Origin of the sequence: Flavonifractor sp. An92 (assembly GCF_002159175.1) — a bacterium.
In the GTDB taxonomy this organism is placed as follows: domain Bacteria; phylum Bacillota; class Clostridia; order Oscillospirales; family Oscillospiraceae; genus Pseudoflavonifractor_A.
This window is the reverse complement of sequence record NZ_NFGZ01000009.1, coordinates 64,405-89,143: the sequence shown is the minus strand read 5'-3', so window position 1 is coordinate 89,143 and position 24,739 is coordinate 64,405. Positions and strand designations below refer to the sequence as shown.

The following is a 24,739-nucleotide window of genomic DNA, read 5'->3' as shown; positions in this document are numbered from 1 at the left end:
AAAGAAGTGATCCACAGAGGAACTTATGACGGGACGATTTATCACAACCCGACAAATCGGTTCTGCATTATTAGTGTGAAGACTGCCGACAAAGAGGTGCCGCAGGAGGCCCGTTCTACCCGGCGGTACAGAGACCATCTGATCCGTTTTGTGGCGACCGGTTATGAACTGCCCCGTACGGATGCGGTGGAGCTGGAACTGGATGGTGAATGGAAGCAGGGTAAGTATGGTATGCAGCTTCAGGTGGAGCAGTGGCGCGAGATCGTCCCCCGCACCAAAAGCGGTGTGGAGGGGTATCTGGCATCGGGTCTTATCAAAGGCATCGGGCCCGCAACCGCCGCGCTGATTGTCGCCCGGTTTGGCGAGGACACGCTGGATATTCTGCAAAACCAGCCGGAACGGCTCTTGGAAATCAAAGGTATCACGGAAAGCAAGCTGGAGGACATCAAGACCTCCTATGCGGAGAGCCGGATGCTGCAGGATCTGATGACCCTGCTTTCCCCGTTCAAAATCACGCCGAAAACTGCGCTCAAGATTTATCAGTATTTCGGGCCTGCCAGCGTAGACATCTTGAAAAAGAGTCCGTTTGAGCTGTGCCAGATATCCGGGTTCGGCTTTCTGCGTGTAGACGCCATTGTTCAGAAGAACGGCGGTGACCTTCATGCCCCCATGCGGGTCAAGGGTGCGCTGTTCTGGGCGCTGGAAGATGGTAAAGGAGCTAAAGGGCACCTGTTCTTGCTCAGGGAAACCATACAGAAAGAGGCGCTTCGGCTGCTCAACAACAAGATTCCGGTGCCGGCACTTCGCCTTCAGGCGCAGGAAGTCGCAGATGTACTGCAAGACATGATCCTTAAAGGAGAAGTAGTGTCGGTCAAGGATAACATCTATCTGCCCCGGGTGTTTGCACAGGAGGACGAAACCGCCCGCCGCATTGCCATGCGGTTGGTGGAGCCGTCAGAACCGGAGCGGATTGAGCGGGTGTTGGAACGGGTCAAGCGTGAGATGGGCGTGGTGTTGTCCTCCAAACAGGAGGCTGCCGTCTATGCGGCGTATCGCCACAATCTTTCCATTATCACAGGCTCTCCCGGTACCGGCAAAACGACGGTTCTGAAAACGATCCTGGAGGTATACCGCCGGCTGCACCCTGATGGCCAAATCGTCTTGATGGCGCCGACGGGCAGAGCCAGCCGTCGTATGGCAGAGAGCACCGGCTTTGATATGGCCCGGACGCTTCACAGCGGGTTGGGCCTCGGCAGCGAAGAGGACGATGTCAACCGAACCAAACAACAGGAGCCGTTGTCGGCTGACCTGATCATTGTGGACGAGTTTTCCATGGTAGATATGTGGCTGGCAGATAAATTCTTCTCTCGTATCAAGGACGGTGCACGAATCGTGCTTGTAGGCGACCCGGATCAGTTCCCCAGCGTGGGAGCCGGAAATGTGTTCCGTGAGCTGATCGACTGTGAGTTGGTGCCTGTCACCGTGCTGGATCAGATTTTCCGTCAGTCCAAAGACAGCTTGATTGCCTACAATGCCAAGTTCATCAACGAGGGCAATACCAAGCTGTACTATGGGCCGGATTTTATGTTTATGGCAAGCGATAACCAGGCGGATGCCGCCGAGCGGATCATCTCCCGTTATTGCAGAGAGATTGAAGAAAGCGGCATCGACCGAGTGCAGATCCTGTCGCCCTTTCGCTCAGAAGGTGCGGCATCGGCGGAACAGCTCAATGAGACTATCCGTGAAGTGGTCAACCCGTTCCGATCCGCCGAAGACGAGATCAAAATCGGTGTCAAGGTTTTTCGGGTCAATGACCGTATTATGCAGACCAAGAACACAGCAAAGGTATCCAATGGCGATCTGGGCTTTATCCGTTATATCAAAGACGGGGAGAACGGAAAGCGTGTGGGCCTCGATTTTGGAGTTGGCCGGGAACTGGAATACAGCGTAGAGGATATGGTCAATCTGGACCTTGCCTATGCCACCACCATCCATAAGTCTATGGGTTCTGAGTATGAAACGGTTATCATGCCGCTTTTGAAAGCGCATAGCATCATGCTCTACCGCAATCTGCTCTATACCGGAATCACCCGTGCTAAAAAGCGTGTGGTGCTGATTGGACAGAAGCAGGTGCTGTTCATGGCGATTCACCGCAACGAGATCAGCAAGCGAAATACGCTGCTGGGCGCACGCATCGACATGTACTTTAAGGCCTATGCCAGACGTGCCGGTATTCCGCTCCCGAATGAAGCGAAAAAAGAATTGAAACATGCAGGTTAAAAAGGGACGCAAAGTGCAGAAAAAGCACAGTGCGTCTCCTATTTTATTTAACAGGAAGGTGCCGGGCTTTGACCGTCTCAAGTTCCTCCGCCGCACCAAGGATAGCATGAGACTGGATCTGCCCTATCAGAAGCTGTGGTTCCGTATGGCCCATCCCAATGGCCGTATGCGCGTGACGGCGCTGCGGATCACCGAACAGATGGCGATTTTCGAGGCCCGGGTGTTTTTGGATCGTGGCGATGCCGAGCCTTTCAGCATGAGCGTGGCCCAACAGCAGCTTCAGGACAACCGTGACTTTATCCGAGGCGCACAGAATGAGGCTTTGAGTCAGGCTCTCACGGATGCCGGCTTCGGTATTCAGCTCATCAACGCCGACGCACAGGCCGCCGCCGAGCAGAAGAAAGCCAACGCCGCCGAGAAAAAGGCGGCTGAGACTGTCCCTGTTCAGGTGGAGCGCACGGAACCGCGTCAGGCGCCTGTCAATACCCCTCAGAAGCCTGTTGCGCCCGCTGTTGGTGATTCCCCTGCCAGCGACCTTAAAACGCAGCAGAGGGCGTCTGTGGCCCCGAAAACGGCTGTGACGGCCCCGCCTGTGGAGTCGGTGGAACAGCGGCTGCCGGTGGAGCCTGTTAAGGCGGAGAAAGTGGTGCCCACGGATACTGTGATGGCTGCCGCTGAACCGGGAGCTGTGGAGCAGACGGATGAACTGCCGCTGCCCGCCCAAAAGGCTGAGATGCGAATCGAACCCAAGGGCAACGATGCGCCTGCGCAGGACGAGGCTCCGGCCTACACGCAGAATACTCCTGTGGAAGAGCTTCTGCAGGTGATGACGCTGGAACAGGCCAGACAGGTCGTTGTGGATGATGGCATCTGCCGTGGCATGACGATTGCACAGGTGGCGGAGAAACGCCCGGTCAATTTGCGCTTTTATCTCATTCCGGGCAAGAGCAAGAACAACCTGGTGCGCGCTGCCGCCCAGCTGGTGCTCGATTCTCTCCAGAAGGCCGGCTGATATGAACCCCAGCGTGGGTACAAAGGGAGGAATGACAGATGGGCTCATACCCGGATGAATTTCCGTTCAATATCATGGATGTCGTGGAACTGCTGCACCTGCGTATCAGGCGCCAGCAGTCAAATAGTGTCTATGTGGATTGCCCGTTCTGTGGCGACCGTCGGGGTAAGATGAATGTCAATTTCGTCAAAAATGTGTGGCGCTGCAATTACTGCGGCGAGCATGGCGGAATGCTTGGGCTGTATGCACGGCTCAACAATACGACGACCTCGGACGCTTATTGGGAAATAGCAGAAGCTTTGTGCGACAACTGCCATGAAGAACATATACGCTCCGGGAATGAAGCTCCTAAGCTGACGGCCAGCACCGGGTCCTCGCTTTCGGGGGCCCGGGCTGACGCCGGCTGTCATTCTACTTCCGAGCGAAAAACTGTGCCGCAGTCAGAAAAAGCAAGTCCTGCGGAGATCCATCAGACGCTGTCCCTGCTGTTGGCCCAGCTTACACTGCGGCCAGCTCATAGGGAGCATCTTCGTTCGCCCAAGCGCGGGCTGTCTGATGAACAAATCGAATCGCTGGGCTTTAAGAGCACTCCACCGCCCTTTTTGTGCCGCTCTATTACGGCGCGTCTGATAAAAATGGGTTGTAAGGTGGAAGGTGTCCCGGGGTTCTACCGCGATGACTGCGGCTACTGGACCATGGCCTTCTATAAAAAACATCTGGAATTTTGATTCCAGCCGTTGGTTTTGACGGCAGATTACAGGGGTTTCAAATCATGCTGGATGTGCCGCTGAAGGACAAAGATGACCCGCCGGAAAAAGCTGGCGCCAAATACATCTGGTTCTCTTCTTCTTCCAAGAGGGACGGCGCTTCATCGGGAAGCCCGGTACACCTGGTTGGTGATCCGTCTGCCCGTGTGGTGTATGTCATTGAGGGGTTGCTGAAAGCCGACATATCCCACTGTTTGACTGGACGCACATTTGCTGCGATTGCCGGAGCCAATAACACAAGTCCGCTGGACCCATTATTTGCCCTTCTGGCGCAGAGCGGTACAGAGGAGATCATCGAAGCCCACGATATGGACAAGTACAATAACCAAATGACCATGGCGGGAGCATCAAAAATCTATCTGACAGCCCGAAAGTACGGAATGAATTGCAGGCGGCTGACCTGGAACCCCAACTATAAGGGATTTGATGATTGGCAGCTTGCCTTGCGCCGGGAAAATCAGCGAAGAAAGGAGTTGGAAAGAAAGACATTCAAAGAACAGTACCTCAATGGCTGGTGTGAGTTGGCGCATATTGAGGACTGCACCGAGCAATGGCAGCACCTGGCGGAGAGGAATATCAGTTTGACCGAATATTTGGGCCTGACCCGGGAAGAGCATGAAGCTTTTCTGCGCCATGGCAGGGAGGCGCTTGGCATCCTTCTGGAACCCCAGCGCAGGAAACAGCGATTTGTGCTCTATCAGCTGGAACTGGACGAGCAGAGAGCGATTCCCTTTGCTTTCAAGGATATGGAAGCGGTAAGAAAGGCCGGCTATGAGCAGCCGCCCGCGGCTCAATATTGTATGGTCTGGACGGGGGAAGTCTATTGTCCTACCAATCAAAGTGATGCCGAGATATTGAAACGCCTGTTTTCAGAACTCAGCGTGGAGTTGCCAGAAGACTGCAACGGACGGCCAATGTCGCTTTCCGATGTTGTGGAGCTGGAGTATCCCATGAAACGAATTTACTACTATGTGAACGGAGATACACAGTTTCAGCAGGTAAAGTTTTCTCCGATGCTCGCCAAAAAGAAGGTTTCGGGAGGAGCATGAGCAGATTGATGGTTGTTGTAAAAGGAACGAAGAAGGGACAGTTGGAAGCACTTTTGGAGCAATGCGTTCAGCTGAATGCGGATGTTCGCCCCAGCATAGAACAGGGATATTTCACGGTGACAGTTCCGCCGCCCTGGAATATTTCGGCACAGCTGGTGGCGCAGGCAGTACAGGAACAAATCAAAGAATGGGCGGAGCAGTACCCCAATGTGGTCTGCTACTGCTTTGACAGCTTCAGCACTTTGTTCTATGTGCTGTGATACAGGTAACGATGGCATGGAATGGGCTTTGGCCCGTCCATGCCGTTTTTTGTTTACAGAAAGGAGTTCACTATGGGATATTTTTCAGAAATGTCGCTGGGTATGCAGGAGGGACGCAAACCGTCGGCAACTGCACTCACGGGCGAAAATGCCTTTGAGGAAGAGGAAAGCTTTGACGAGCTGCCGGTGCCTCCGGTCAGCAGTTCGTCTGTCCAGCCCCTGAACGAAGCTGCACCACAGCCTGGTTCTGATGCGGCTTCCTCCGTTTCCGCTGAGATGATGGAAGCGCCGGAGGATGACCTCGTGGAAGAGGATGGCGGATGTGACGATGCGGCTGACATCAAAACGGATGTGCCCGTCGGAAATGGTGCGTCCAAGGATGCCGATGAAGAAAAGCGCCGTGCCGAGCATGAGGCTGCCGAAGCAAAACGCAAGGCTGAATGGGAGGCCAAGCAGGCGGAGAAAAAGCGGGCCCTGCAGGAGCAGATGGACCGCCTTTCCGCTATGAGCGATGATGAAGTGGTATCCGCCTCCATGCAACGTGTCAGTAAGGATGTGGAAAAGCTGACCCGTCGGAATATGAAGGAGTGCGTTTCGGAGTATATCCAGACGCTCTGCCTGGATGATCCGGCTTTTGCCCGGCTCACCATGCACCCGAAGAAAACCATGATCCATTACTTCCAGTACATCAGCCGGAAGGCGTGGGACTATGTTCAGGACGAGCTCAGGGCCAGTGGTATCCAGCCCGGACAGGGCGGCCAAGGCTATGGCTGCGATATTCCGGACGATTTGTGCTACCAGTGGGCGGAAGATTATTTCCGCGACCCGGATGCCAAGGAGGACCAGGAGCAGGAGGAAAAGTTTGTGCCGAAGCCCTATATTGGCAAGACTACCGGAAATACCGGCAAGAAAAAGAAGGCGGAAAAGAAGCCCGCCGAAAAGAAAAAGCCGGAACCAAAGCCGGCGCCGGAAAAGAAGCCTTCTACTGATGGCCAGATGTCTTTGCTGGATTTCAGCGTGGCAAAAGCTGGGTAAGGAGGCAGCGTATGATCGCGTACAAAGGGTTTCATCCTGGCATGGTTTGTATCGGCTATCAGTTCCAGATGGGATTGAACGTAACCAAAGAAGCCAACTGCCGCCAAAACGGTTTTCACTGTGCGGAAGATCCTCTGGATTGCCTGAGTTATTACAGTGATGTGGATCACTCGGAATACTATATCGTCAACGCTGGCGGCGACATTGATGAAGACGAATTTGACTCAAAGATTTCCTGCACTGAATTGACGGTTCTTAGGCGGCTGACCAAGGAAGAACTTTTCACCCTTGGCCTTGCGTTTATGGCCGATCATCCGAAACGGAAATGGAACAGCCATGTGAAGAAGGACAAAGCTGTGGCGTGTTGTGGATACGCTGTTGTGCGTGGTGTTGACCCTGTTGCACAAGGCAGCCGGAAAGGTGATGTGTTAGCGTTTGCCAAGGAAGATCCGGTCACCGGCTGTATCCAGCAGATCGTGGTGGCGACCATTGATGGGAAGAAACTCCGACCCAATGAGTGGTATGGAGCCGATCTTGAAAAAAGGACGGTGAAATGAATTGAAGAAATCTATTCTTCTGGGGATGCCAAAACTGACGGCATCCCCGGAAATGAAAAAAGTGGCACTTGAAGACGAGCCGGAAAAAGTGAGAACCTACTCCGGGTACACCCGCATTCGTCGGAAGTATAAATGCTATATGAATTGCATGGTTCAGAACGGCACTTTGAAGGTGGCGCTTTATCTGCCGGATCATCTTCGATTGGATGGGGACAATCCCGCCTATGAGGTGTTTCTTGATAAAAAGAAGCGCCAATTCCTTACCTATGACTATTTGGATAAGAAGTGGCGAGATGCCAAGCTGGACAGACTGGAATGGCCTGGACAGGATTATGATGCGGTTTGCTGGGTGAGTACAGGAGACTCAGATATGGTGCAGCAGTATTTTTCCAGCGAACGTGGCGGATACTTCGGCATCCTCGATTTTCAAAGAAAAGTGAGAGAAGAACAGCTGGATCAGCGTCATAGGCGAATCACCGACCCGTGGGACAAAGATCTTGCTCAGGTACCGGAATTGCCGAAAGACTGGGGCCGTTGGGCCGACAAGGTGGCCGTGCGGGAAAATTTTATATTTTACCACTACAAGCGCGGCGGAGCAAAAACCGGCTACTGCACCTTCTGCGGGAAGGAGGTGCCTATTTCCGGGCATCCCTACCACAACAAAGAGGGACATTGCATCCGTTGCCGGCATCCCGTTGTTTTTAAGGCGCTGGGCCGCACTGGCTATTTTCAGACGCAGAGGCATTATGCTTATCTTATCCAGCGGTGTAGAGATGGGTTTGTTGTCCGAGAATTCTGGGCGAACAGGACCTATCGAAAGCACAGTTTGCCCAATAGTGAACCTTATTGGCAAGAGATCCGGCGTTCGATTTATGACCGCAGCGGAGAAATCCGATCTTATTACTGGGGAATGTACTGCCAAAGAGAAGTGCGCTGGATCATGGGAAGCCCCTGCTATTACAACTATAGCTGGAATCAGTCTGGCCGGGTGTATGGAAAGACTTTGCCCAGCCTGGGGAAAAAAGAACTTCGCCAGACCGGCTTGGTTGAGTGGGTACGAAGCCATCCCATCACTGATCCTGAAAAATACTTGGCGGTATGGGAAAAATTTCCCCAGATGGAGCAGATCTGGAAGGCTGGATTGCCGAAGCTGACCAACGAGTGCTTCAACTCCTGTGATCGTGTGCGAAAATTGGTTCTGCATCCGAACGAGCCAGGGTTGATTCGAGCTCTTGGTCTGGATACGCCCAAATTCCGCCGCCTGCGCCAGTTGGACGGAGATACAGAAACTTTAGCCTGGCTGCAGCTTGAGAAGCGGACGGGACAGTGTATCACGAATGAAATGCTGTGCTGGAGCAAAAAAGAACGGATCAGCCCCAGGGATCTGGTGTTTATCGCAGACCGCATGAGCGTGGTACAGATCAAAAATTATCTGGAACGGCAAAAGAAGTATTTCGATGGCAGCTGCCAGCAGGCGCTGACCACCTGGCAGGACTACCTTGCTATGGCAGAACGGCTGCACTATGACACCAGTGATGAGATCGTATACCGTGTGCGCAAACTGCGCCAGCGGCACGATGAACTGGTCCTTCAGAGTGAAGCTGGGAGTCTGGAGGAGCAGGCATCGAAAATGGCGGCGAAATATCCCCATGTCAACGACATCTGCATGGAACTGCAGGGAAAATATGCCTACAGCGATGGCGACTACACAGTGCTTGCGCCTCAAAACATCTTTGCCATCATCAAAGAGGGGCGTATGCTCCACCATTGCGTCGGGAATGACGGAAGCGGCGAGCGGTATTATGAGCGCATCGAGCGCCGGGAGAGTTTCATCATGTTCCTTCGCCGGACGGATGAACCGGAAGACCCCTACTACACGCTTGAAATCGAGCCGGATGGTACTGTGAGGCAGAAACGCACCCTGTTTGACCGCCAATATGAGGACATCGAACAGGCAACGGAATTCCTGCTGAAGTGGCAGAAGGTCATTGCAGCCCGACTTACCGGCTGCGACCTGAAGCTGGCCGAGCGGAGCCGTGAGCTGCGGAATGAAGAATTTATCCAGATGCAGAAAGACCGTGTGATTATCCACACTGGGCATCTGGCTGGCCGTCTGCTGGCAGATGTGTTGTTGGCCGACTTAATGGAAAATACGGAAGTCATACAGCCGCAGGCACTCCCTGCAGTCGCGTGAGACAGGTTCAATGGCCGGGCGTCCCTTGGGGCGTTCGGCCATTCATTTAAGAAAGGGGTTTTACATTGAGCAAATTGAAATTTGAGTACAACATCCGCGGTTATCGCTATGCTCCCGAGAGCTTCCACATCTATAAGGGGCTGCCGGGACAAAAGAAAAAAGAGATTCCCTTGTCCGATGAACAGCGCCAGCAGATGGGATACCTCTGTTTGACGGAGGGGGTTAAAAGCGCCGTGGACTATGTGAAACACATCGAGCGGGAGCGGGAGCGTAAATGCCGTCAGTATATGACCTATGGCTTCATGCTCGAAGAGAACCCGCACGAATATGTGTATTGCCCTTCGCTTCGTTGCAGAGAAAGCGACACATTGAAAACTCGCCTATGTATTTTGCAGGCGGTTCGTGAAGAACTGGCCCGGGATAAAGGCCGAGTGGAGCAAAGCATTGAATGCGATTTGGATGGGCACTACCGTCCCGTCAATATCAGAAAGAATTATGCGACTGCAGACCTTCGCCGTCCCGTCATGGTTTGGCTGCATGTTGTGTGAACAAGGAGGAATTATGAAACAGCTTGGAAATTTGTCAATCGTCTGCGCCCAACGCCCGGATGTGCTGATGCAGATCTATGGTGGACAGGTGAGTGTCCATGTGGGGGAAGGGCCGGAGCGGACTTCTCTTTTTGCCGCATGGGATGATGACGAAGTGATCCAACACATCATCCATGAATTGAATTTCGGCCACTACGCTATCAAGGAAAAACGGAACAGTAAGGAGGATGCCGCATGATCGAAAATTTGAATCAGCTGAAACGCGCGCTGCGGCCCGGAATCCGTCTGCAAATTGTTGATCATCGCCGAACGGAGTGCATCAATCAACTGCGTGAGGTCACATGGATTACCTCAAATGGATTTTGCACGAAGGTGTTGAATCAGCCGGCCGACAAGATCAATGCCGGCAATAATGGCCGCGGCGCCATGCTCTGGTGGGGGCCGGCCAGCACCTGGACATTTGAAAATGGTGTGTGCAGTTCGTTCACCTACGGCGGCAACAAAAAAGAAACGCTGATCATTGCGTTTCGTGTACTGAATGAGGAGGTGGCGTGATGAATCAGGAATTGATAAGGAAGCAGCAGGATCTGACTGCCCGGCTCAACCGTTATCGCCATGAGTATTACAATCTCAATGCGCCCAGCATCAGTGATGCTGTCTATGATCGGCTGTTTGAGGAACTTCAAGACCTGGAGCGGCAGACGGGCATCCAGATGGCGAACTCTCCCACCAGTACGGTGGGGTATCCGGCAATCAGCAAGCTGGAGAAAACGAATCACCCGATTCCGCTGCTGTCGCTGGATAAGGAGAAAAACATCGTGGAGGTGTGCCGTTTCATGGGGGAACATCAGGTGATGTTCATGCTCAAACTGGATGGGCTCACCATCAAGTTAACCTATGAGGGCGGCGAGCTGCTGGAGGCTGCTACCCGAGGCGATGGGGAGGTGGGCGAAATTGTGACCCACAATACCCGCGCCATCGGCGGCATACCAGCACATATCCAGTATGAAGATCGTCTGGTGATCACTGGAGAGGCATTCATCCGGCCCAGCGATTTCGAACAGCTGAAGGCCTCGCTTGTGGACAATAACGGAGAGACCTACAAAAACGGACGCAATCTGGCGGCTGGCTCGGTACGCCTGCTGGATGCCAAGACCTGTATGGAGCGGCGTCTGATGTTCATGCCGTTTACTGTGCTGGAGGGATTTGAAAACCTGCCGCGCAAGTCGGAGCGGCTGAAAGAGCTCTCTGCGCTGGGATTTACCCCCTGCAAGTATCTGGTGACCAAGCGAACGCTGACGCAGGCAGAGGCGGAGGATGGAATCACGCAACTGCAGCAGTATGCCAGAGACAATGACATTCCCATCGACGGCATCGTTGTCACCTACAATGATGTGGCCTTCTCCAAAAGCTGCGGGCGCACAGGCCACCACTATAAGGACGGACTGGCTTTCAAATTTGAGGATGATCTGTTTGAAACAAAGCTCCAGATGATTGAATGGACGCCCGGACGCACCGGCGAGATCGCCCCGGTCGCAGTTTTTGCGCCGGTGGAGATCGATGGCTGCGAGGTGTCCAGAGCGAGCCTGCACAATCTTTCCTTTATCGAAGATCTGGAACTGACGCCGGGAAACCGCATTTTGGTATCGAAGAGGAACCTCATCATTCCGCATGTGGAAGACAATCTGGACCGCGGCGGCTTTGTGCTGGAAAGCGCATACCCCCACCGGTGCCCTTGCTGTGGAGAACCTACCCGTATCCACGAAACCAGAGGGCGCAATGAGAACGGCGAGGAACGCACGATCAAGACGCTGTTCTGCGACAATGCTGGCTGCGAGACGAAAAAGCTCAAGCAGTTTGTCCATTTTGTCGGCAAAAAGGCGATGAATATTGAGGGACTCTCCGAAGCAACGCTGGAAAAACTGATTGGCCGGGGGTGGATTCACAGCTATCTGGACATCTACTGCCTGGATCAGCATAAAGACGAGCTGGTGCGTATGGACGGCTTTGGAGAAAGATCCTGGCAGCGCCTTTGGAGCGCCATTCAGCAGAGCCAGAATACGACCTTTGAGCGGTATGTGATTGCCATGGACATCCCCATGATCGGCAACACCGCCAGCGGCGTTCTTTGCCAGGTATTCCACGGTAATCTGGACGAGTTCCGGGATGCCGTTTATGCCGGGTACGACTTCCGGCAGCTCCCGGACTTTGGAGATGCGCTGCACAATAATATTCATGAGTGGTTCAGCAAAGAAGAAAATTTCTGTATTTGGGAGGAATTGCAGATGATGATGAAGATCCAGAAGCCGGTGCAGCCGGTTGCGGAAAACAACACGCAGGACAATCCCTTTGCCGGGAAAACCATTGTGGTGACCGGAAAGGTGGAACCCTACACCCGCGATGAGATGAACAGCCTGATCGCCTCGCTGGGGGCGATTGCTGGCAGCTCGGTGACCCGTAAGACCCACTATCTGGTCTGCGGCGAGAAGGCCGGCAGCAAACTGTCCAAGGCGCGGGAACTGGGTGTCACTGTGCTGGAACCGCAGGAGTTTTTCCGTATGGCAGGCGTGGCCTGAACACCAGGCCAGTCAATAACAACAGGGAGAGCACCATAATTCGGCGCTCTCCCCCTGTTTTTATGGAGGAATTGATATGGATAGAACCTATATCACGCCAATCGTGAACCAGACTTATACCAATCGCAACGGCAGTGAATATCGCTGCACCAGTGTTGCCGAAGCAATCCGGCCGTGTGAAACGACGGCGCTCTTCACGCGAGTGCGCGATGGCTGGAGCCTGCAGGCGCATGGAATTCTCCAGTACGACGATGGAACCATCGAATGGAACTACTCCACTGGGGGCCACTGGCCCAGGTAATCACGAAAGGAGGGACAACTGTGAATCAAGAAATCATGCCGGCATACGCGGCCTATCAGAAAGCCATTGATCTGACATTGTATCATGCTTTTGCCGAACTGGTGGTACAGACTTCTCAGGACGACAAGGCAAGGATGCACTATCGCCAGATTGAAGCTGCCCAGATTTGGCAGCAAGATGTGGATGTCTCTATCTATTTTGAGCAGTATAGCCTGCGCTATCCTGGAGAGGTGCTGGAGCGGTTTGCGAATAAGCTGGGCACAGATATCCGTATTGTCCGTGCATTGGCACTGGCACTTGCCGTTACACGCACACTCCACGCAGACCAGATGTTTGTGGGCAGTCAGCGTAGTGGCTTTCTCCAGAAAATCCGGCGAATCGCTGATGGGGATGTGTACCTGAGCGGTGCTCTGTATCATCTGGAGGAAGATACTGTGCGCCAGCGTGCCCTGTTGGATGCCCTGGCAAAGACGGAATACACCAAGACAGAAGAAGCCTTGTTTGTCCTTTCTCTGTTTGATGACCGGGAAGAAGGATATCAGGCGATGCACGCACAGCTGCTCCGGTTGCTTGGTCCGGAGCGAACGATGCCGCTGGCTTTTAACTGTGGTGTGCTGGAGTGGTTTATCCGCACTTACGCCGAGCGGGTAAAAGCCTACCGGTCAAAGGCAGATCTTGTATTGCGAACACTGGTAAAGCTTCCTTGTATGAATATGAAACAGGACAGCCGGGAGTTTGCAGTTTTGACCGCAGCTGGGTACGGAGCAGATGAAATCATTCTGACAAACTCACTCGCAATGTGGATGGATAGAATTCCGTATCGGCTATCCTCTAACAGCATTCCTGCCGAGAAACTTGCGGCGGCGTGCTGCAAGATGTTGCTCAACTGCCCGGAAGCATTGCCGGATTCGCTCTATGGATATGTTGGCTGGCTATTTACCCGCTACAAGGATTTCTCCATCAAATATGAGGGCAATCGGGATTTGTGGGCGGCTGTAAATTCAAGCCTTTCACCGTCTTCCCCCAAAACTATCCTTTGGATGAACCGAAACATCAAGCAGTCATTTAATTATCGGTTCGATTTGTTTGATCCGCAGTATGACTGCCTGGCAGTCGAGTTAAAGCGGGACACCTATTTGGAATTGTTCACGATGCAAATGCTTCGCTCGCTTGGATCGGCAACTACTGGACAGTGGCTTGCCCGGTATAAGCAACTGACCGGTGCCGACTACATGGAGTATTTCACTTGCTTTCGGCAGCACACCGAGGAGGCGTTTACCCTTCTGGTGGAAACGAAGAAAATTGACCTGTGGGCTTTTTTTGAGAAACACCGAGCGGAGGGTGAATACGCATACCCTTTGAAGCTTCTTCGGGACTATGCCCTGCGTATTTCCAGCTGGAAATGCTATCGGTTTGTCGAAAAGTTGCTGAACCAATACAGATTTACACAGCTGCAGGAGATTTTCGGAGATCGGTTCTATTTTCACCGCTCTTTCTGCGAGAATACTGGTGGTTACGGAAACGAGAATTTTCGCACCATAATTGCCCGGCCTTTCCTTGGCCCGGAGGAGCACCGAAAGCTCTACGAATGGGTGGACTCTTCGTTTTTTCAAATGGAGCCGGAACACTATACGGCATTTGTCTGGAGCGCACTGAAGGACCCGACGATTCAGCGGCTCTACGACAGGCCCACCCTGGCCTCTGTCCTGCGGCAGCTGATTGCCAGGGGCAACAGCGGAGGCTATGATGGCAACTGCCTGAAAAAGCGGTTCTATTCCAAAAAAGAACTCGAAGCCGACCGAAAGGCCGCTGCAGAGAAAAAAGAGCAGGAGCAGATGCTGCAAAAGCAGCAGGAATTTTTGAAAAGAAAGGAAAAACTGGCGCAGATCTATAACGGAAGTGCGATGTCTTTGGTTCAATTTGCAGACAAGTATTATTACAAAGAAGATAAACAGCAAGCCATGAATATGGTCTATGAAAAACTGTTAGAATGGCCTGCCGGCTGTGTGCAGGAACTGACGCCGATAGACACACAGAATTTCTTTGTGCTGTGCGGAATGCTGGCAAAGTACGAGACTAGGCCAAAACAAGAACTATTGGATATGGTGAAAAACATGATCGAAGGAGGTGCAGCAGCATGACCAATACGATGAAACATTTGTCTCTGCTGGGCCGCATGGAAACTGACGGCCTGATGCTGAGCCTAACGGGCTTGTTTTCTGAGAACGAGTTGGACGGGGCCTGCGAAAAGGTCGAACGGCTGGAACTGCAGGCGCGGCTGAAGAAAAACAGGAGCTCCCAAATTCAGCAGGAGCTGGTTGAATGCGGTGAGTTCGCAGATTTGTACCATGCTTTGTGTACCTGTGAGATCGAGGATGACAGGATCGAACCGATGCTCAAATCGGCAGATGACTGCCATGAGAGCCTGACACAGTATCCGACGGAACAGGTACTGGAGGCAGCGTCTTTGAATGTTCCAACGGCGCTGACTTTTGAGTATTTGAAATACTATTTGCCCTATGTCAAGTACGAAGAAGAGGAAAAAGCTATTCTGGATAATCTATGGCTTTTTCCTGTTGCAGATTGGAAAGGGCTTTCTTCACTGACCGCACATCAGCGGGACCTGATGCGCTTTCCATTTCTTGGCGCCTGCCTGTTCAACTGGCATAGCAACGAAAAAGAGACGCTGGTACTTCTGGAGCAGAATACACCGCTGCAGAAGATCCTCGGCCTGCTGTACCAGCAGGGCGTGACCGTGTTTCTTGATTCTGGCCGGCTGAAAGCGCTTCAATGGCTGCGGGAAACCGATATCGGGAAGTTTCGCCAGCTGCTGGAGGTCTTTGAACATGATGCAGATGATTTGAGTATCTTTTTCCAACGCTGGTTTGAAAACCGTGCGGGACAGTATGATCTCAACTGGTTCATCAGACAGGAAGCACCGCTGAACAAAGAACAGCGTGAAGAGATCTTGTGCAATCAGGTCAGTTACCTGAATGCACTGTATGCCGGTTGCCTCCATCTGGATTTCGGTGCGATCCGCTCGTATCAGTTCCCGATCCTTGTCTATGCGGTGGAACACCGGAAAAAGCACTTTTTACAGTTGGTGGATCAGAACAGTGAGATTTTCCTTTCTCTGAGCCGCTATGCGCTCCTGTTTGAAGACTGCTTTTGTGAGCACTGCAATATCAATTCCCTGTCAGAAAAGAATTTACAGGATTGCGATGCTGCAAAGCGCACAGACAGCTATTTTGACTGCCTGGAGGAAGGACAGCAATACACCTTTGAAGAGATGCGGCTGCTGTGGCAGCAGGACCAAATCTATGTCCGCCTGTATGCAAAGCTGACCCCGCTCCCGGTAGACCAGCGTATGCTCATGCTTCGCCAACTCCTCAAGCGGGATCTGGTCAGCCGATACACGGAGGATGAGCAATTGACTCAGCTGGCTCAATGCCTGCTGGAGCAACCGTTCAGCGAATGGTATCGGAAGCGATTCGGTCATATTCGCGGGCTGACGAGGCGGACGGCTATGCAAATGCTGTTTCATTACACCCAGCTTTGCCCCTTTGTCCCGGATCTCCGGACGGAAACGGATGCGGTCTTTGCGACCAGAAACCTGCCCTTGCTTGCCGGGTGTGAAAATTGGCCGCAGGTTCGCGCCTCTGTCCTGACCACGGATATGGATTGGGCCCAGTTAAAAGAAAGCCTCTCCATTTCAGACGAGTTTGTGAAACAGAACCAAAATCGTATCACAGACTTCCTGCTTCGAGGAGGCAGTAGCTTGGTGACTCCGCTATATAACTACCTGCAGGGAAATGATGCGGCTATTGAGGCACTCAGAAGAATCGTGCAGGCTGAACTGTTCTATGTGCTGAAATATTTCGCAGACGATCTGCGCCGGGAAATAAACCACCCAATCAGTGAGCAGCAGGAGACCGCATGGCAAAAGAATCTTGCGTTGGAGCGAGGCAAGTTTATTGCCGAAGAAGCGGATGATTTCTACCACACCATTCAGATAGGTGAGCTACCCTATGGTACCTGCTTGTCTTACCGAACGGGGAGCCAACGAGAGTGTCTGCTGGCGGCTTTTGATTCCAACAAGAAAATCATCCTGATCAGAAAAGGTGATGAAATCGTGGCCCGCGCCTGCATTCGCCTGACGAAAGGGGCGTTTCAAAAGCCGACAGAACTGATGCTTTCTTTTGCTGATTTGGCCGGAGAGAATACAACCGAGAGCGGTCATATTGTCAGTGAGAAGCTGGTGCTGTTTCTGGAGCGCATTTACACCTCCGGCATCAATGACGATGAGCAGCAGGTGGTCATGGAGATGGCCGTCGCTCTGGCAACGCAGAAGGCTGCGGATCTGGGGGCAGTCTCTGTTCTGGCAAGGAGGTATGTCAACTGTTATGCACGGGATCAGTATGTCAGCAGCCCGTTTTATGTGTATATCTCTAAATCTAAGAACGGGCAGCAGTATCTCGATTCCCTGGGCGGCGCAGCAACGACCTCCCGCAAAGAAAAATATGTGGAAGGTGCATTTTTGGTAGAACGGGCGGCCCTGCATACCGCAGGGGCGCTCCCTGAAAAGGAGGAATGAACATTTGAATGACCGGACTATGATAAAAGTGCGGTGCGACAAGGAACTGCTTTATATTCGCACCATTTCATGGGAGAAAAAGTCCCCGCATCGGTTTGCCATCCTGCGCAGCGAACTGCAAAAGTTGGAGCAGGAGCCGAATAAAAGGGTACTGACGAGTGATTGCGGTTCCTTTGCCAGTCTGCGACTGACAAAGGGGCCAGATGGTACGCAGATTCTGGAGATCCGGTTCACATGGCTTCAGGAAGATGGCAATGACAGGGTGCATGGCTGGAAAGAGGATGTGCGGCTTCCCTATGAGCCATTCCGCGCTTTTGCAGGGGCCGGAGAGGATATGGATGGTTCCGAGTGGCGCCAGCTCTCCATCCCGGAACTGGTAACACGCCGATATGAATTCCGCTGCCGGAAAAATCTCCAGGAGGTTACCGGGTGCCGGCTTCTGCGTCACAAATTCGGAAAGATCCTGGAACAGCATTTCCAGTGGCGCGGTACGGAAAAGATCGTCCTCTATGATGACAGCCAGCCGTACAGCTTCTTTTTTGAGGAGTATACGCCTTATGGCAGAGGGATCTGCGGCGCCGTCATCCTGCATGGAATAGAAGACATAGCAAAGGCTCGATACAGCGTACACACATAAAATATATACTGATTTACATCGGATGGATGAGATACCGCCGGAGAAGAAAAAATTCTTCTCCCGGCGGTATCGTTGTATAGGCTTTGTGTTTTTTGCCCTCCTGTTGAGAAAGGCGTCATCCAGGCGTAAAGGATATGTATAAAGCAAAAAAGGAGGCAACTACCTATGTTGATTGGTGTCGATCATGGCAACAAGCAAATCAAAACCGTCCACTGCAGCCCCTTTGTTTCCGGCCTGCAGCAGAGCATTACAAAACCCTTTGGCCAGAGCCTGCAATATCGGGGCAATTACTACACGCTCTCCAGTGAGCGCATCCCGTTCCGCAAGGACAAGACGGAAGATGACCGCTTCTTTGTACTTACGCTGATCGCTATCGCAGAGGAATTGGAGGCGCGCCAAATCGGCAAGCAGGAACTCTACAATATCCAGCTTCCGGTAGGACTGCCGCCGGCACATTTTGGCGCCCAGGCAAAAAAGTTTTCCGATTATTTCAAGAGAGATGGGATCGTGGAGTTCGTGTACCGGGATAAGCCCTATGCCATCCGCATTACTGATGTAGTTTGCTACCCGCAGGCGTACGCGGCGGCCGCTACCATGCTTCACACGCTCATGGATGACCTGAAAGCGGTGGTGTTGGATATTGGAGGCTTTACGGCGGATTATCTTCTCCTGAAAAACGGAAAAGCTGATCTCACCTCCTGCGATTCGCTGGAAAACGGCGTGATTCTGCTCTACAATAAGATCAGGTCCAGAGGAAACTCGGAACTGGATCTGCTGCTGGATGAAAGCGATGTGGATGCAATTCTTGCTGGCAGGAAGACCTCGTATCCGGCTGAAGCAGTGCGCCTGGTGGAGCGGCTGGCACAGGAATTTGTAAACGACCTCTTCAGCACGCTCCGTGAGCGGATGCTGGATCTTCGTTACAGTAAGGTGGTCTTTGTGGGCGGCGGCGCGATCCTGCTACGCCGACAGATCGAATCCTCCGGTAAGGTGGGGACGCCGCTGTTCGTCACGAACATCAATGCCAATGCGGCCGGCTTTGAATACCTCTATCGACTGGAAACGGCGGGTAGGTGATGGGAATGGCGGCCAAAAAGGAACGGGGGCGATTTTCTCTGCGGTTCAATATTGGCGACCCCGTACAGCGAGCTGCCGTTGAACTGTTGGAACTTCAGCCGCCTCATAGCAAATCCCAGTATATTGCCAATGCAATCACATACTATAATGCGAATTTTGTAGATGACCCGCAGCCTTTGAAAGCAATGGCTCCGGTCATTGACAGAGCCGCCATCGAAGCCATTGTGCGTGAGATCATGCGGCAAGAGACAGGACAAACCGAAAAGCCTGCCCCGGCCTCGGGCACCTGCCGAGTGGAAGAAGAGAAAGCGGCTTCGACACCAAATGTGCAGGCGCAGGAGCCAGAGTATATGCCGGAAGTGGGAGAAGCACTGGAGATTGATGATGTGACCCGAAACCTGATAGCCAGCACAATGGCTGAATTCCGCAGATAATAAAGAAAGAGGTATAGGAGAGACAGATAAAGCCTCGTCCTATACCTCTTTCTGTTCTTGAATGGCAGCAATATAACTGTCAATAATATCTTCCAGATGGCGGTACTGGCTGGGTGTCAATGAAGAAATCTTTTGATGAAGCAGGCGTGCATCGTCTTCTATGACCTGACCGCGCAGCAAATAATCTGTGCTGATGTCCAATGCTTCACAGACATTCAATATAGTTTCAGGCCGCATGGCTTTTGTTCCCAGTTCAGCAGTTGAAATAGTTTGCGGGGTTACATGTGCCATTTTAGCCAGAGTTTCTTGTGTTAATCTCAGTTGTTTGCGGCGATCCAGCATTCGCTGGCCCATCTCTTTTAATAATTCACCCATTGGCAGCCCTCCATGCTATAGCTATATTTTATCCGCCATGGCACGAAAAATTAAGCGGCCATAGTTGAACTTATTCAGCCATAGTAGGTATAATGAGCTATATTACTGTACTATTGAAAAAAGAGGAGATGAGATGGACAAGTTTTATTCGTGTGCTGTTGTTAGTCAACGGCCCACGCAGTTTAAATTCAAATATCAAGAATATATGACTTCGTGCAAGCGTCTGAAGAAGCGGTTGCATGATGTTTTTATGGAATTGTATCGGCGTGGAGTACGTCGGTACTATGTCGGTGGAGCTCTTGGTGTCGATCTATGGGCCGGTGAGATCCTGTTGGAAATGCGATGGCAGGAAGAATGCCCGGAATTGAAAATTGTGCTTGTGTATCCCTTTCCAGGTCATGACGAACGATGGGACCCAAAAAGTCGTGAAAGGTTGCGTCGCCTAAAGGAGAACTGCGACCAATTTGTAATGGGTAGCAGGGGAGTGGGAGCGCAGGGGTATAAAGAGCGCACAGCTTACATGGTGGAATGCGCCGACTACTTGGTGGCAGTGTATAATAATGATCTGCAGAAAGCTGGTAGCATACGAATAGCAATGCGGATTGCAGAGACGCGCAGACTGCCGCTTGTGCTAATTCATCCAGATACGGGGAAGATTAGCAGAATAGTCCAATAAAAGCATATCGCACCCTACATTGGGTGCGATATGCTTTCAGATACCGTACATAGATTTAGCTATTCCTCGTGGCGCGGACCAGGGAGACTGGTTTCTTTCACTACAGTTCCAACAAAAACAACAATACCGGTACGTGTGGGATTTTAGATGGACTCTCCGGAGAAAGAGCGCCTAATTGACGGTGGTCTCGCCATCTAATACCACTTAGTCCACGGAGATGATGCCGCTTGCCTAGACCGCCGTGGATCTACTGGTTGGATTAGGACATAGGGAGTACCACCTGCCCTGAGCTGTGCACCACCAGACACGATCCATATTCAGGAACATACATTGAGTCAAATCAGCAACAGATTTTTCCTTCTCCACTCCTCCAGTGGTTATTCGGTAGCATCAAAGGATAAAAAACCAAAAGGAAGCTTGTATAAACTGTCTGCGCGGGCGGGAGACAAGATTCTCAGGCCTATTTTAAATAATAGAGGAAGGAGTTTAGGCGGGACCAGGAACTCTCATCCCAGTCGCTGTCCATAGCCAGATGGAAGTGAGAGGTTCCGTCTAGTGCGCCAGTCATATCAAGCACTGTTTCTGTGTTTTCATACCGGGGAGCCAGAGTTAGCACACCAGCCGATGTTCGGCCAAGTTCCCGTGCCTTAGCCAAACGGTACCGACCATTGGCCCCGGCAAATCCCGGCAGTAGCTGATCCGCTGCAGTACGCATCCCTTCCGGATCTTTTGAGAAGCTGCTCCTCTCCCTCAATAGACGGCCCAGCTCTGTCATTTGCTCTGTCCAGGAAGCGGCTATAACACTCCCGGAATCCCGCCAGAGAAACCAGAGGTACTCGCTCAAGGGGGCACGATACAGAGACCGGCCCTGCTGCTCCAGCGTTTCCAGCACCCCGTCATTCAGAGCAAACAGCGTAAGGGGTTCTCCCACTGCGGCTAGAGGCTGGCTCTTGACGGGGATGTTTCCGATTTGCGATGCCAGCGCATTCAGACTGTCCCAATCTGGAATATCGTGTGGACTTAGTGCGCTGCGCTGCTCAGGCGGGGCACACAGTATGAGATCTCCTGTCAGTACAGCCCGGAACAACAGGTCGGGATCTGGAACATGTTCCGGCAAGGTTTCCAGTTCCGGGGAAACCAGGGTCACCCGCCCTAGTCCCCGGTTGGCAAGCACTGCCTCTACTGCCCACGGGTACTGGCCGTCAGCCTCCGCGCCTTGGGTGGATGGAATCAGCATCTGAAAGGAATCGGATTCCTTCTCTGCTGCGTTCAGAATACCACCCAGCAAGGCGGGGAAGGGAAGGTACTCTTTGGAACTGGTCTCCGCCCGGCCCAAAACCAGGGAAGTGTCGCTCAGAGGCATGGTACGGGCCTCCACATTCCATACCATTTCCGCATATTTCCTAAGATATGTGGTAAACGGCGGCAGATCCAAAACATATAGAGGGCCGCGACTTGGTTCCAGGGTATCAACGACTTTGGTGGAGCAGCGTTCCACAGCTGTAAGCTGAAAGTGCTCCGGCAGTGGCTGAGAGGGACGGCTTTCCAGACTCTGGAGAAATGCCTCAATGCGAGTAATAACGCCCACTGGTGAGAAGTGCTCATCTACTTCGATGTGCAGATAGGGTTTTTCGCCCATCTCCTTTCGGAACAGATAGGAGAGCATCGTGTCCGGTCCACAGCCGTGATTGGTCAGATAGACGGCGTATAGATTGGGGTGATGGGCCACGAGTTTCGCCCCGGAGAGGATGTGTTGTCCGAAGGGCCAGTACAGATTGGGGTAGTCCGCTGACAGATCCAGGTCGTGAGCAGGCAGATGGGAGAGCGTAATTACCTTATGCCCCCGTTCCAGCAGCAAACGAGGGACCCCCATATTCAGCACGGGATCGGAAAGGCCGTAGTTTCGGGTAATCAGTACAAGTACTTTGTCCTCAGGATTTAGAGAGGAAAGCAGTTCACGGCCCTGCCGCTCTACTGCTGTTGTATGCCGGCGTACTGCTTGGGCACCTGCCATCAGGGCGGGGAGACACCGCAGTTTTGGGATACCAAGCTGTTTTCCAAGGCCCAGCATAGCTGAGGCCATCGCTTCCTGCCCAAAGTCCAGATCGAACACAGGATTGAGCAACTCAATGCCCTGCTCTGCCAAACGAAGGGCACGGGCGGCTAATTGGGGTGCAGTCTGCATATATACACAGCCGTAGTTGTGCTCAACCTGAGAGGTCTCATGCCTCATGGTGTGGATGGAGGGGAGAAAGATGTAGTCAACACCGTGCTCTGCCAACCAGGCCATATGACCATGGATCAGCTTTACCGGGTAACAGGTCTCCGCCTGGGCTGTCTGTTGGGAGAGGCGTATGATCTCCTCGTTGGTAGACGGCGAGAGCAGTACATTGAATCCCAACTGCCGGAAGAAGGCATTGGCCATAGGAAAGAACTTGTGGATCATCAGGGCGAAAGGTACACCCACCGTTTTCCGTCCGGAGACGGGTGTTGGATCATAACCCTCCAACAGCAGCTGTGGGCCGCGCTGGTAAAAGGCAATGTTGCGCTGGACCTCCGCGGACAGGGCGACCTCCTCTTCCGGCTGCCTGTCGAACCCATGAAAGCGGGAAGGGCCTTTCGTGGATTCCAGTGCCAGCAGGGCGGCGCCGTATGCTCCACTGATGGAGAAGCAGGGAGAGACTGTGAGCCGATCTCCAAATTCCTGGCGGAAAGCGGCCACGATGCCGGGGTTGTAGGCCACACCACCCTGGAGCACAATATGGTGTCCTACTGGCTTGCTCCCAACTACCTTGTGAAGATAATTTCGGACAATGGACTGGCACAAACCGGCTGCGACCTCTGCCTGGGTGGCTCCCTGTGCCTGGGCAGATTGGATAGCGGTCTCGATAAACACGGTGCATCGCTCTCCCAATTCCACAGGGGCCTTTGCAGTAAGAGCCAGGCGGCCGAAGTCCTTCAAAGGGATGTTCATGCGTGCGGCCTGCTCCTCCACAAAGGAGCCGGTTCCGGCAGCACAGATTTTGTTCATTTGAAAGTCTGCAACCTGTCCATTCTGAAGGGAGATGTATTTAGAATCTTGACCGCCGATCTCAAAGACGGTATCTGCTTTGGGCATACAATGGATGGCAGATCTTGCCTGGGCTGTAATCTCATCTCGTACAGCATCCGCACCAATGAGTCGGCCGATCCGCTCTCGTCCGGAACCGGTGACGCCAACTGCCAGAAGGGGAATCTGCCCAAAACGGGAGCGGATATTCTCCAGGCCCTTTCGCACTGCAGCCTCTGGGTCTCCGGCGGTGCGTAGATACTGGAAGTCCACCAGTTCTCCGAATGGATCCATGAGAACCAGGTCTGTGCTGGTAGAACCTACATCAATGCCCAAAGCGCAGCCCTGAGGTGGGATATGGCCAGAAACAGGCGGATCGGATACAAAAACCTTGGGATCAGGATCCAGTGGCTGACGACGGTGCAGCCGGTCTCCCATGTTTGGATCCTGCCCGCACAGAGAGGCCAGCAGTTCCCCCATGGAACAGGTGCCTGCCTCCTGAGCAGCCAGCGCAGCCCCGGTGGCGCCAACATAGAGGAAGTTTTTTGGTAAAATCAATTCTTCTTCCGTGAGGGCAAAAACATCCCGGATAGCCCGAAGAACCCCTGCATTGCAGCCAACTCCGCCACATAAAGCCACAGGTTTCTCCACAGGAAGTCCCCGCACGATAACCGCTTTATAGTTGCGGACCATTGCGTAGCAGAGCCCCAGCAGAATGTCAGGAGTAGGCACCCCCTCCTGCTGTCGGTGAATGATATCCGTTTTAGCAAAGACAGCACAGCGGCCGGAGAGGCGGGGGATGGAGTGGGCCTTTGCTACCAGTTCGGAATAATCCTCGATTCGCAAGCCCAGCCGGGACATTTGGTCCTCAAAAAAGGAGCCGGTGCCCCCGGCACAGTGCTCATTCACTGCAAATCTGGGAGGAGTACCACGATCCAGCTCTGTGAGGAAACGAGCACTTTGACTGCCAATTTCGATGGCAGATTTCACTTCCGGCGCCAGCAGACGGATACCGCGATGGATGGCGGGAATATCGCCCAGAGTCGAGAGTCCGGGGCAGGCATCTGAAAGTCGATCTCCTGCGCTTCCGGTGAGCATTACTGGATAGCCGCAAGCATTGCGATCCGCCTGCAGCAGTTCGCCGAGAAGCAACCGAACGGTTTGAACTGCGGCGCCGTGATGTGCGGAGGATTTGAACCATAAAAGCTCACCCTTCTGGGAAAGCATCACCAGTTTGACGGTAGCAGTTCCACAGTCTAAACCAATTCCATTCATAGTGACCCTCTTTTCTTACGTTGACATTTTATTGGCCAAGCAG

General features: G+C 52.8%; 21 protein-coding genes. 19 read left to right on the top strand and 2 right to left on the bottom strand.

What is annotated here, in order from left to right; all coding sequences use genetic code 11:
- Window positions 1-6: 6 nt before the first annotated feature.
- From B5G43_RS08395 to B5G43_RS08315, 18 genes are all read left to right on the top strand, one after another.
- Window positions 7-2,280, top strand: coding sequence for an ATP-dependent RecD-like DNA helicase (locus tag B5G43_RS08395; RefSeq protein ID WP_087260187.1), 2,274 nt, complete (start codon window positions 7-9; stop codon window positions 2,278-2,280).
- Entirely contained in the window at window positions 2,270-3,292 is a 1,023-nt protein-coding gene (locus tag B5G43_RS08390) for a hypothetical protein (protein ID WP_242960506.1), read from the top strand. Before B5G43_RS08395 ends, B5G43_RS08390 begins: the two co-directional genes overlap by 11 nt.
- A 38-nt stretch (window positions 3,293-3,330) precedes the next feature.
- Window positions 3,331-4,020 carry a CHC2 zinc finger domain-containing protein gene (locus B5G43_RS18130; protein WP_242963941.1) on the top strand — a complete coding sequence of 230 codons (690 nt, stop codon included), beginning with the start codon at window positions 3,331-3,333 and terminating at the stop codon, window positions 4,018-4,020.
- A 44-nt stretch (window positions 4,021-4,064) separates the two neighbouring features.
- The gene (locus B5G43_RS18125; protein ID WP_343214414.1) at window positions 4,065-5,108 is read left to right on the top strand and encodes a YodL domain-containing protein; all 1,044 of its coding nucleotides are present in this window, start codon (window positions 4,065-4,067) and stop codon (window positions 5,106-5,108) included.
- Window positions 5,105-5,368 carry a hypothetical protein gene (locus B5G43_RS08380; RefSeq protein WP_087260185.1) on the top strand — a complete coding sequence of 88 codons (264 nt, stop codon included), beginning with the start codon at window positions 5,105-5,107 and terminating at the stop codon, window positions 5,366-5,368. Before B5G43_RS18125 ends, B5G43_RS08380 begins: the two co-directional genes overlap by 4 nt.
- A gap of 72 nt (window positions 5,369-5,440) precedes the next feature.
- Window positions 5,441-6,403, top strand: coding sequence for a Cas9 inhibitor AcrIIA9 family protein (locus B5G43_RS08375; RefSeq protein ID WP_242960505.1), 963 nt, complete (start codon window positions 5,441-5,443; stop codon window positions 6,401-6,403).
- 11 nt (window positions 6,404-6,414) lie between these two features.
- A complete protein-coding gene (locus B5G43_RS08370; RefSeq protein ID WP_007713138.1) occupies window positions 6,415-6,960 on the top strand; it encodes a hypothetical protein in 546 nt (181 codons plus the stop codon).
- 25 nt (window positions 6,961-6,985) lie between these two features.
- A complete protein-coding gene (locus B5G43_RS08365) occupies window positions 6,986-9,154 on the top strand; it encodes a PcfJ domain-containing protein (protein ID WP_206405014.1) in 2,169 nt (722 codons plus the stop codon).
- A gap of 65 nt (window positions 9,155-9,219) precedes the next feature.
- Window positions 9,220-9,702 (top strand): hypothetical protein, encoded by a 483-nt coding sequence (locus B5G43_RS08360; RefSeq protein ID WP_087260180.1) that lies wholly within the window; start codon window positions 9,220-9,222, stop codon window positions 9,700-9,702.
- 13 nt (window positions 9,703-9,715) lie between these two features.
- Complete coding sequence (locus tag B5G43_RS08355; protein WP_087260178.1) at window positions 9,716-9,940, top strand: hypothetical protein; 225 nt, start codon at window positions 9,716-9,718, stop codon at window positions 9,938-9,940.
- On the top strand, window positions 9,937-10,257 hold the full coding sequence (locus tag B5G43_RS08350) for a hypothetical protein (RefSeq protein WP_087260176.1): 321 nt from the start codon (window positions 9,937-9,939) through the stop codon (window positions 10,255-10,257). Before B5G43_RS08355 ends, B5G43_RS08350 begins: the two co-directional genes overlap by 4 nt.
- The gene (gene ligA, locus B5G43_RS08345) at window positions 10,257-12,278 is read left to right on the top strand and encodes an NAD-dependent DNA ligase LigA (protein WP_087260175.1); all 2,022 of its coding nucleotides are present in this window, start codon (window positions 10,257-10,259) and stop codon (window positions 12,276-12,278) included. The genes B5G43_RS08350 and ligA overlap by 1 nt, the downstream gene beginning before the upstream one ends.
- Window positions 12,279-12,354: 76 nt before the next feature.
- Window positions 12,355-12,579: a hypothetical protein gene (locus tag B5G43_RS08340; RefSeq protein ID WP_040411900.1), complete on the top strand. Its 225-nt coding sequence runs from the start codon at window positions 12,355-12,357 to the stop codon at window positions 12,577-12,579.
- Between the two features lie 20 nt (window positions 12,580-12,599).
- Complete coding sequence (locus tag B5G43_RS08335; RefSeq protein WP_087260173.1) at window positions 12,600-14,720, top strand: hypothetical protein; 2,121 nt, start codon at window positions 12,600-12,602, stop codon at window positions 14,718-14,720.
- On the top strand, window positions 14,717-17,173 hold the full coding sequence (locus B5G43_RS08330) for a hypothetical protein (RefSeq protein ID WP_087260171.1): 2,457 nt from the start codon (window positions 14,717-14,719) through the stop codon (window positions 17,171-17,173). The genes B5G43_RS08335 and B5G43_RS08330 overlap by 4 nt, the downstream gene beginning before the upstream one ends.
- Window positions 17,174-17,177: 4 nt before the next feature.
- A complete protein-coding gene (locus B5G43_RS08325; protein WP_087260169.1) occupies window positions 17,178-17,810 on the top strand; it encodes a hypothetical protein in 633 nt (210 codons plus the stop codon).
- Between the two features lie 165 nt (window positions 17,811-17,975).
- Complete coding sequence (locus B5G43_RS08320) at window positions 17,976-18,887, top strand: ParM/StbA family protein (RefSeq protein WP_087260167.1); 912 nt, start codon at window positions 17,976-17,978, stop codon at window positions 18,885-18,887.
- A 5-nt stretch (window positions 18,888-18,892) separates the two neighbouring features.
- Window positions 18,893-19,321, top strand: a complete 429-nt coding sequence (locus tag B5G43_RS08315) for a hypothetical protein (RefSeq protein WP_087260244.1) — start codon at window positions 18,893-18,895, stop codon at window positions 19,319-19,321.
- 39 nt (window positions 19,322-19,360) lie between these two features.
- Here the strand turns inward: B5G43_RS08315 and B5G43_RS08310 are convergent, their stop codons facing one another.
- The gene (locus tag B5G43_RS08310) at window positions 19,361-19,696 is read right to left on the bottom strand and encodes a helix-turn-helix transcriptional regulator (protein ID WP_087260165.1); all 336 of its coding nucleotides are present in this window, start codon (window positions 19,694-19,696) and stop codon (window positions 19,361-19,363) included.
- A 133-nt stretch (window positions 19,697-19,829) separates the two neighbouring features.
- Here B5G43_RS08310 and B5G43_RS08305 point away from each other — a divergent pair, with 133 nt between their 5' ends.
- Complete coding sequence (locus B5G43_RS08305; RefSeq protein ID WP_087260163.1) at window positions 19,830-20,372, top strand: SLOG family protein; 543 nt, start codon at window positions 19,830-19,832, stop codon at window positions 20,370-20,372.
- Between the two features lie 460 nt (window positions 20,373-20,832).
- Here the strand turns inward: B5G43_RS08305 and B5G43_RS08300 are convergent, their stop codons facing one another.
- Window positions 20,833-24,696, bottom strand: coding sequence for an acyl-CoA dehydratase activase (locus B5G43_RS08300; protein ID WP_087260161.1), 3,864 nt, complete (start codon window positions 24,694-24,696; stop codon window positions 20,833-20,835).
- Window positions 24,697-24,739: the final 43 nt, after the last annotated feature.

What these genes read in the sequence shown, in the direction of transcription:
- B5G43_RS08355 (WP_087260178.1), top strand. Translation starts at nt 9,716, where the DNA reads ATGAAACAGCTTGGAAATTTGTCAATCGTCTGCGCCCAACGCCCGGAT.
- B5G43_RS08390 (WP_242960506.1), top strand. Translation starts at nt 2,270, where the DNA reads ATGCAGGTTAAAAAGGGACGCAAAGTGCAGAAAAAGCACAGTGCGTCT.
- B5G43_RS08350 (WP_087260176.1), top strand. Translation starts at nt 9,937, where the DNA reads ATGATCGAAAATTTGAATCAGCTGAAACGCGCGCTGCGGCCCGGAATC.
- B5G43_RS18125 (WP_343214414.1), top strand. Translation starts at nt 4,065, where the DNA reads ATGCTGGATGTGCCGCTGAAGGACAAAGATGACCCGCCGGAAAAAGCT.
- B5G43_RS08320 (WP_087260167.1), top strand. Translation starts at nt 17,976, where the DNA reads ATGTTGATTGGTGTCGATCATGGCAACAAGCAAATCAAAACCGTCCAC.
- B5G43_RS08340 (WP_040411900.1), top strand. Translation starts at nt 12,355, where the DNA reads ATGGATAGAACCTATATCACGCCAATCGTGAACCAGACTTATACCAAT.
- B5G43_RS08370 (WP_007713138.1), top strand. Translation starts at nt 6,415, where the DNA reads ATGATCGCGTACAAAGGGTTTCATCCTGGCATGGTTTGTATCGGCTAT.
- B5G43_RS08375 (WP_242960505.1), top strand. Translation starts at nt 5,441, where the DNA reads ATGGGATATTTTTCAGAAATGTCGCTGGGTATGCAGGAGGGACGCAAA.
- B5G43_RS08315 (WP_087260244.1), top strand. Translation starts at nt 18,893, where the DNA reads ATGGCGGCCAAAAAGGAACGGGGGCGATTTTCTCTGCGGTTCAATATT.
- B5G43_RS08305 (WP_087260163.1), top strand. Translation starts at nt 19,830, where the DNA reads ATGGACAAGTTTTATTCGTGTGCTGTTGTTAGTCAACGGCCCACGCAG.
- B5G43_RS18130 (WP_242963941.1), top strand. Translation starts at nt 3,331, where the DNA reads ATGGGCTCATACCCGGATGAATTTCCGTTCAATATCATGGATGTCGTG.
- B5G43_RS08365 (WP_206405014.1), top strand. Translation starts at nt 6,986, where the DNA reads ATGCCAAAACTGACGGCATCCCCGGAAATGAAAAAAGTGGCACTTGAA.
- B5G43_RS08330 (WP_087260171.1), top strand. Translation starts at nt 14,717, where the DNA reads ATGACCAATACGATGAAACATTTGTCTCTGCTGGGCCGCATGGAAACT.
- B5G43_RS08310 (WP_087260165.1), bottom strand. Translation starts at nt 19,696, where the DNA reads ATGGGTGAATTATTAAAAGAGATGGGCCAGCGAATGCTGGATCGCCGC.
- ligA (WP_087260175.1), top strand. Translation starts at nt 10,257, where the DNA reads ATGAATCAGGAATTGATAAGGAAGCAGCAGGATCTGACTGCCCGGCTC.
- B5G43_RS08300 (WP_087260161.1), bottom strand. Translation starts at nt 24,696, where the DNA reads ATGAATGGAATTGGTTTAGACTGTGGAACTGCTACCGTCAAACTGGTG.
- B5G43_RS08380 (WP_087260185.1), top strand. Translation starts at nt 5,105, where the DNA reads ATGAGCAGATTGATGGTTGTTGTAAAAGGAACGAAGAAGGGACAGTTG.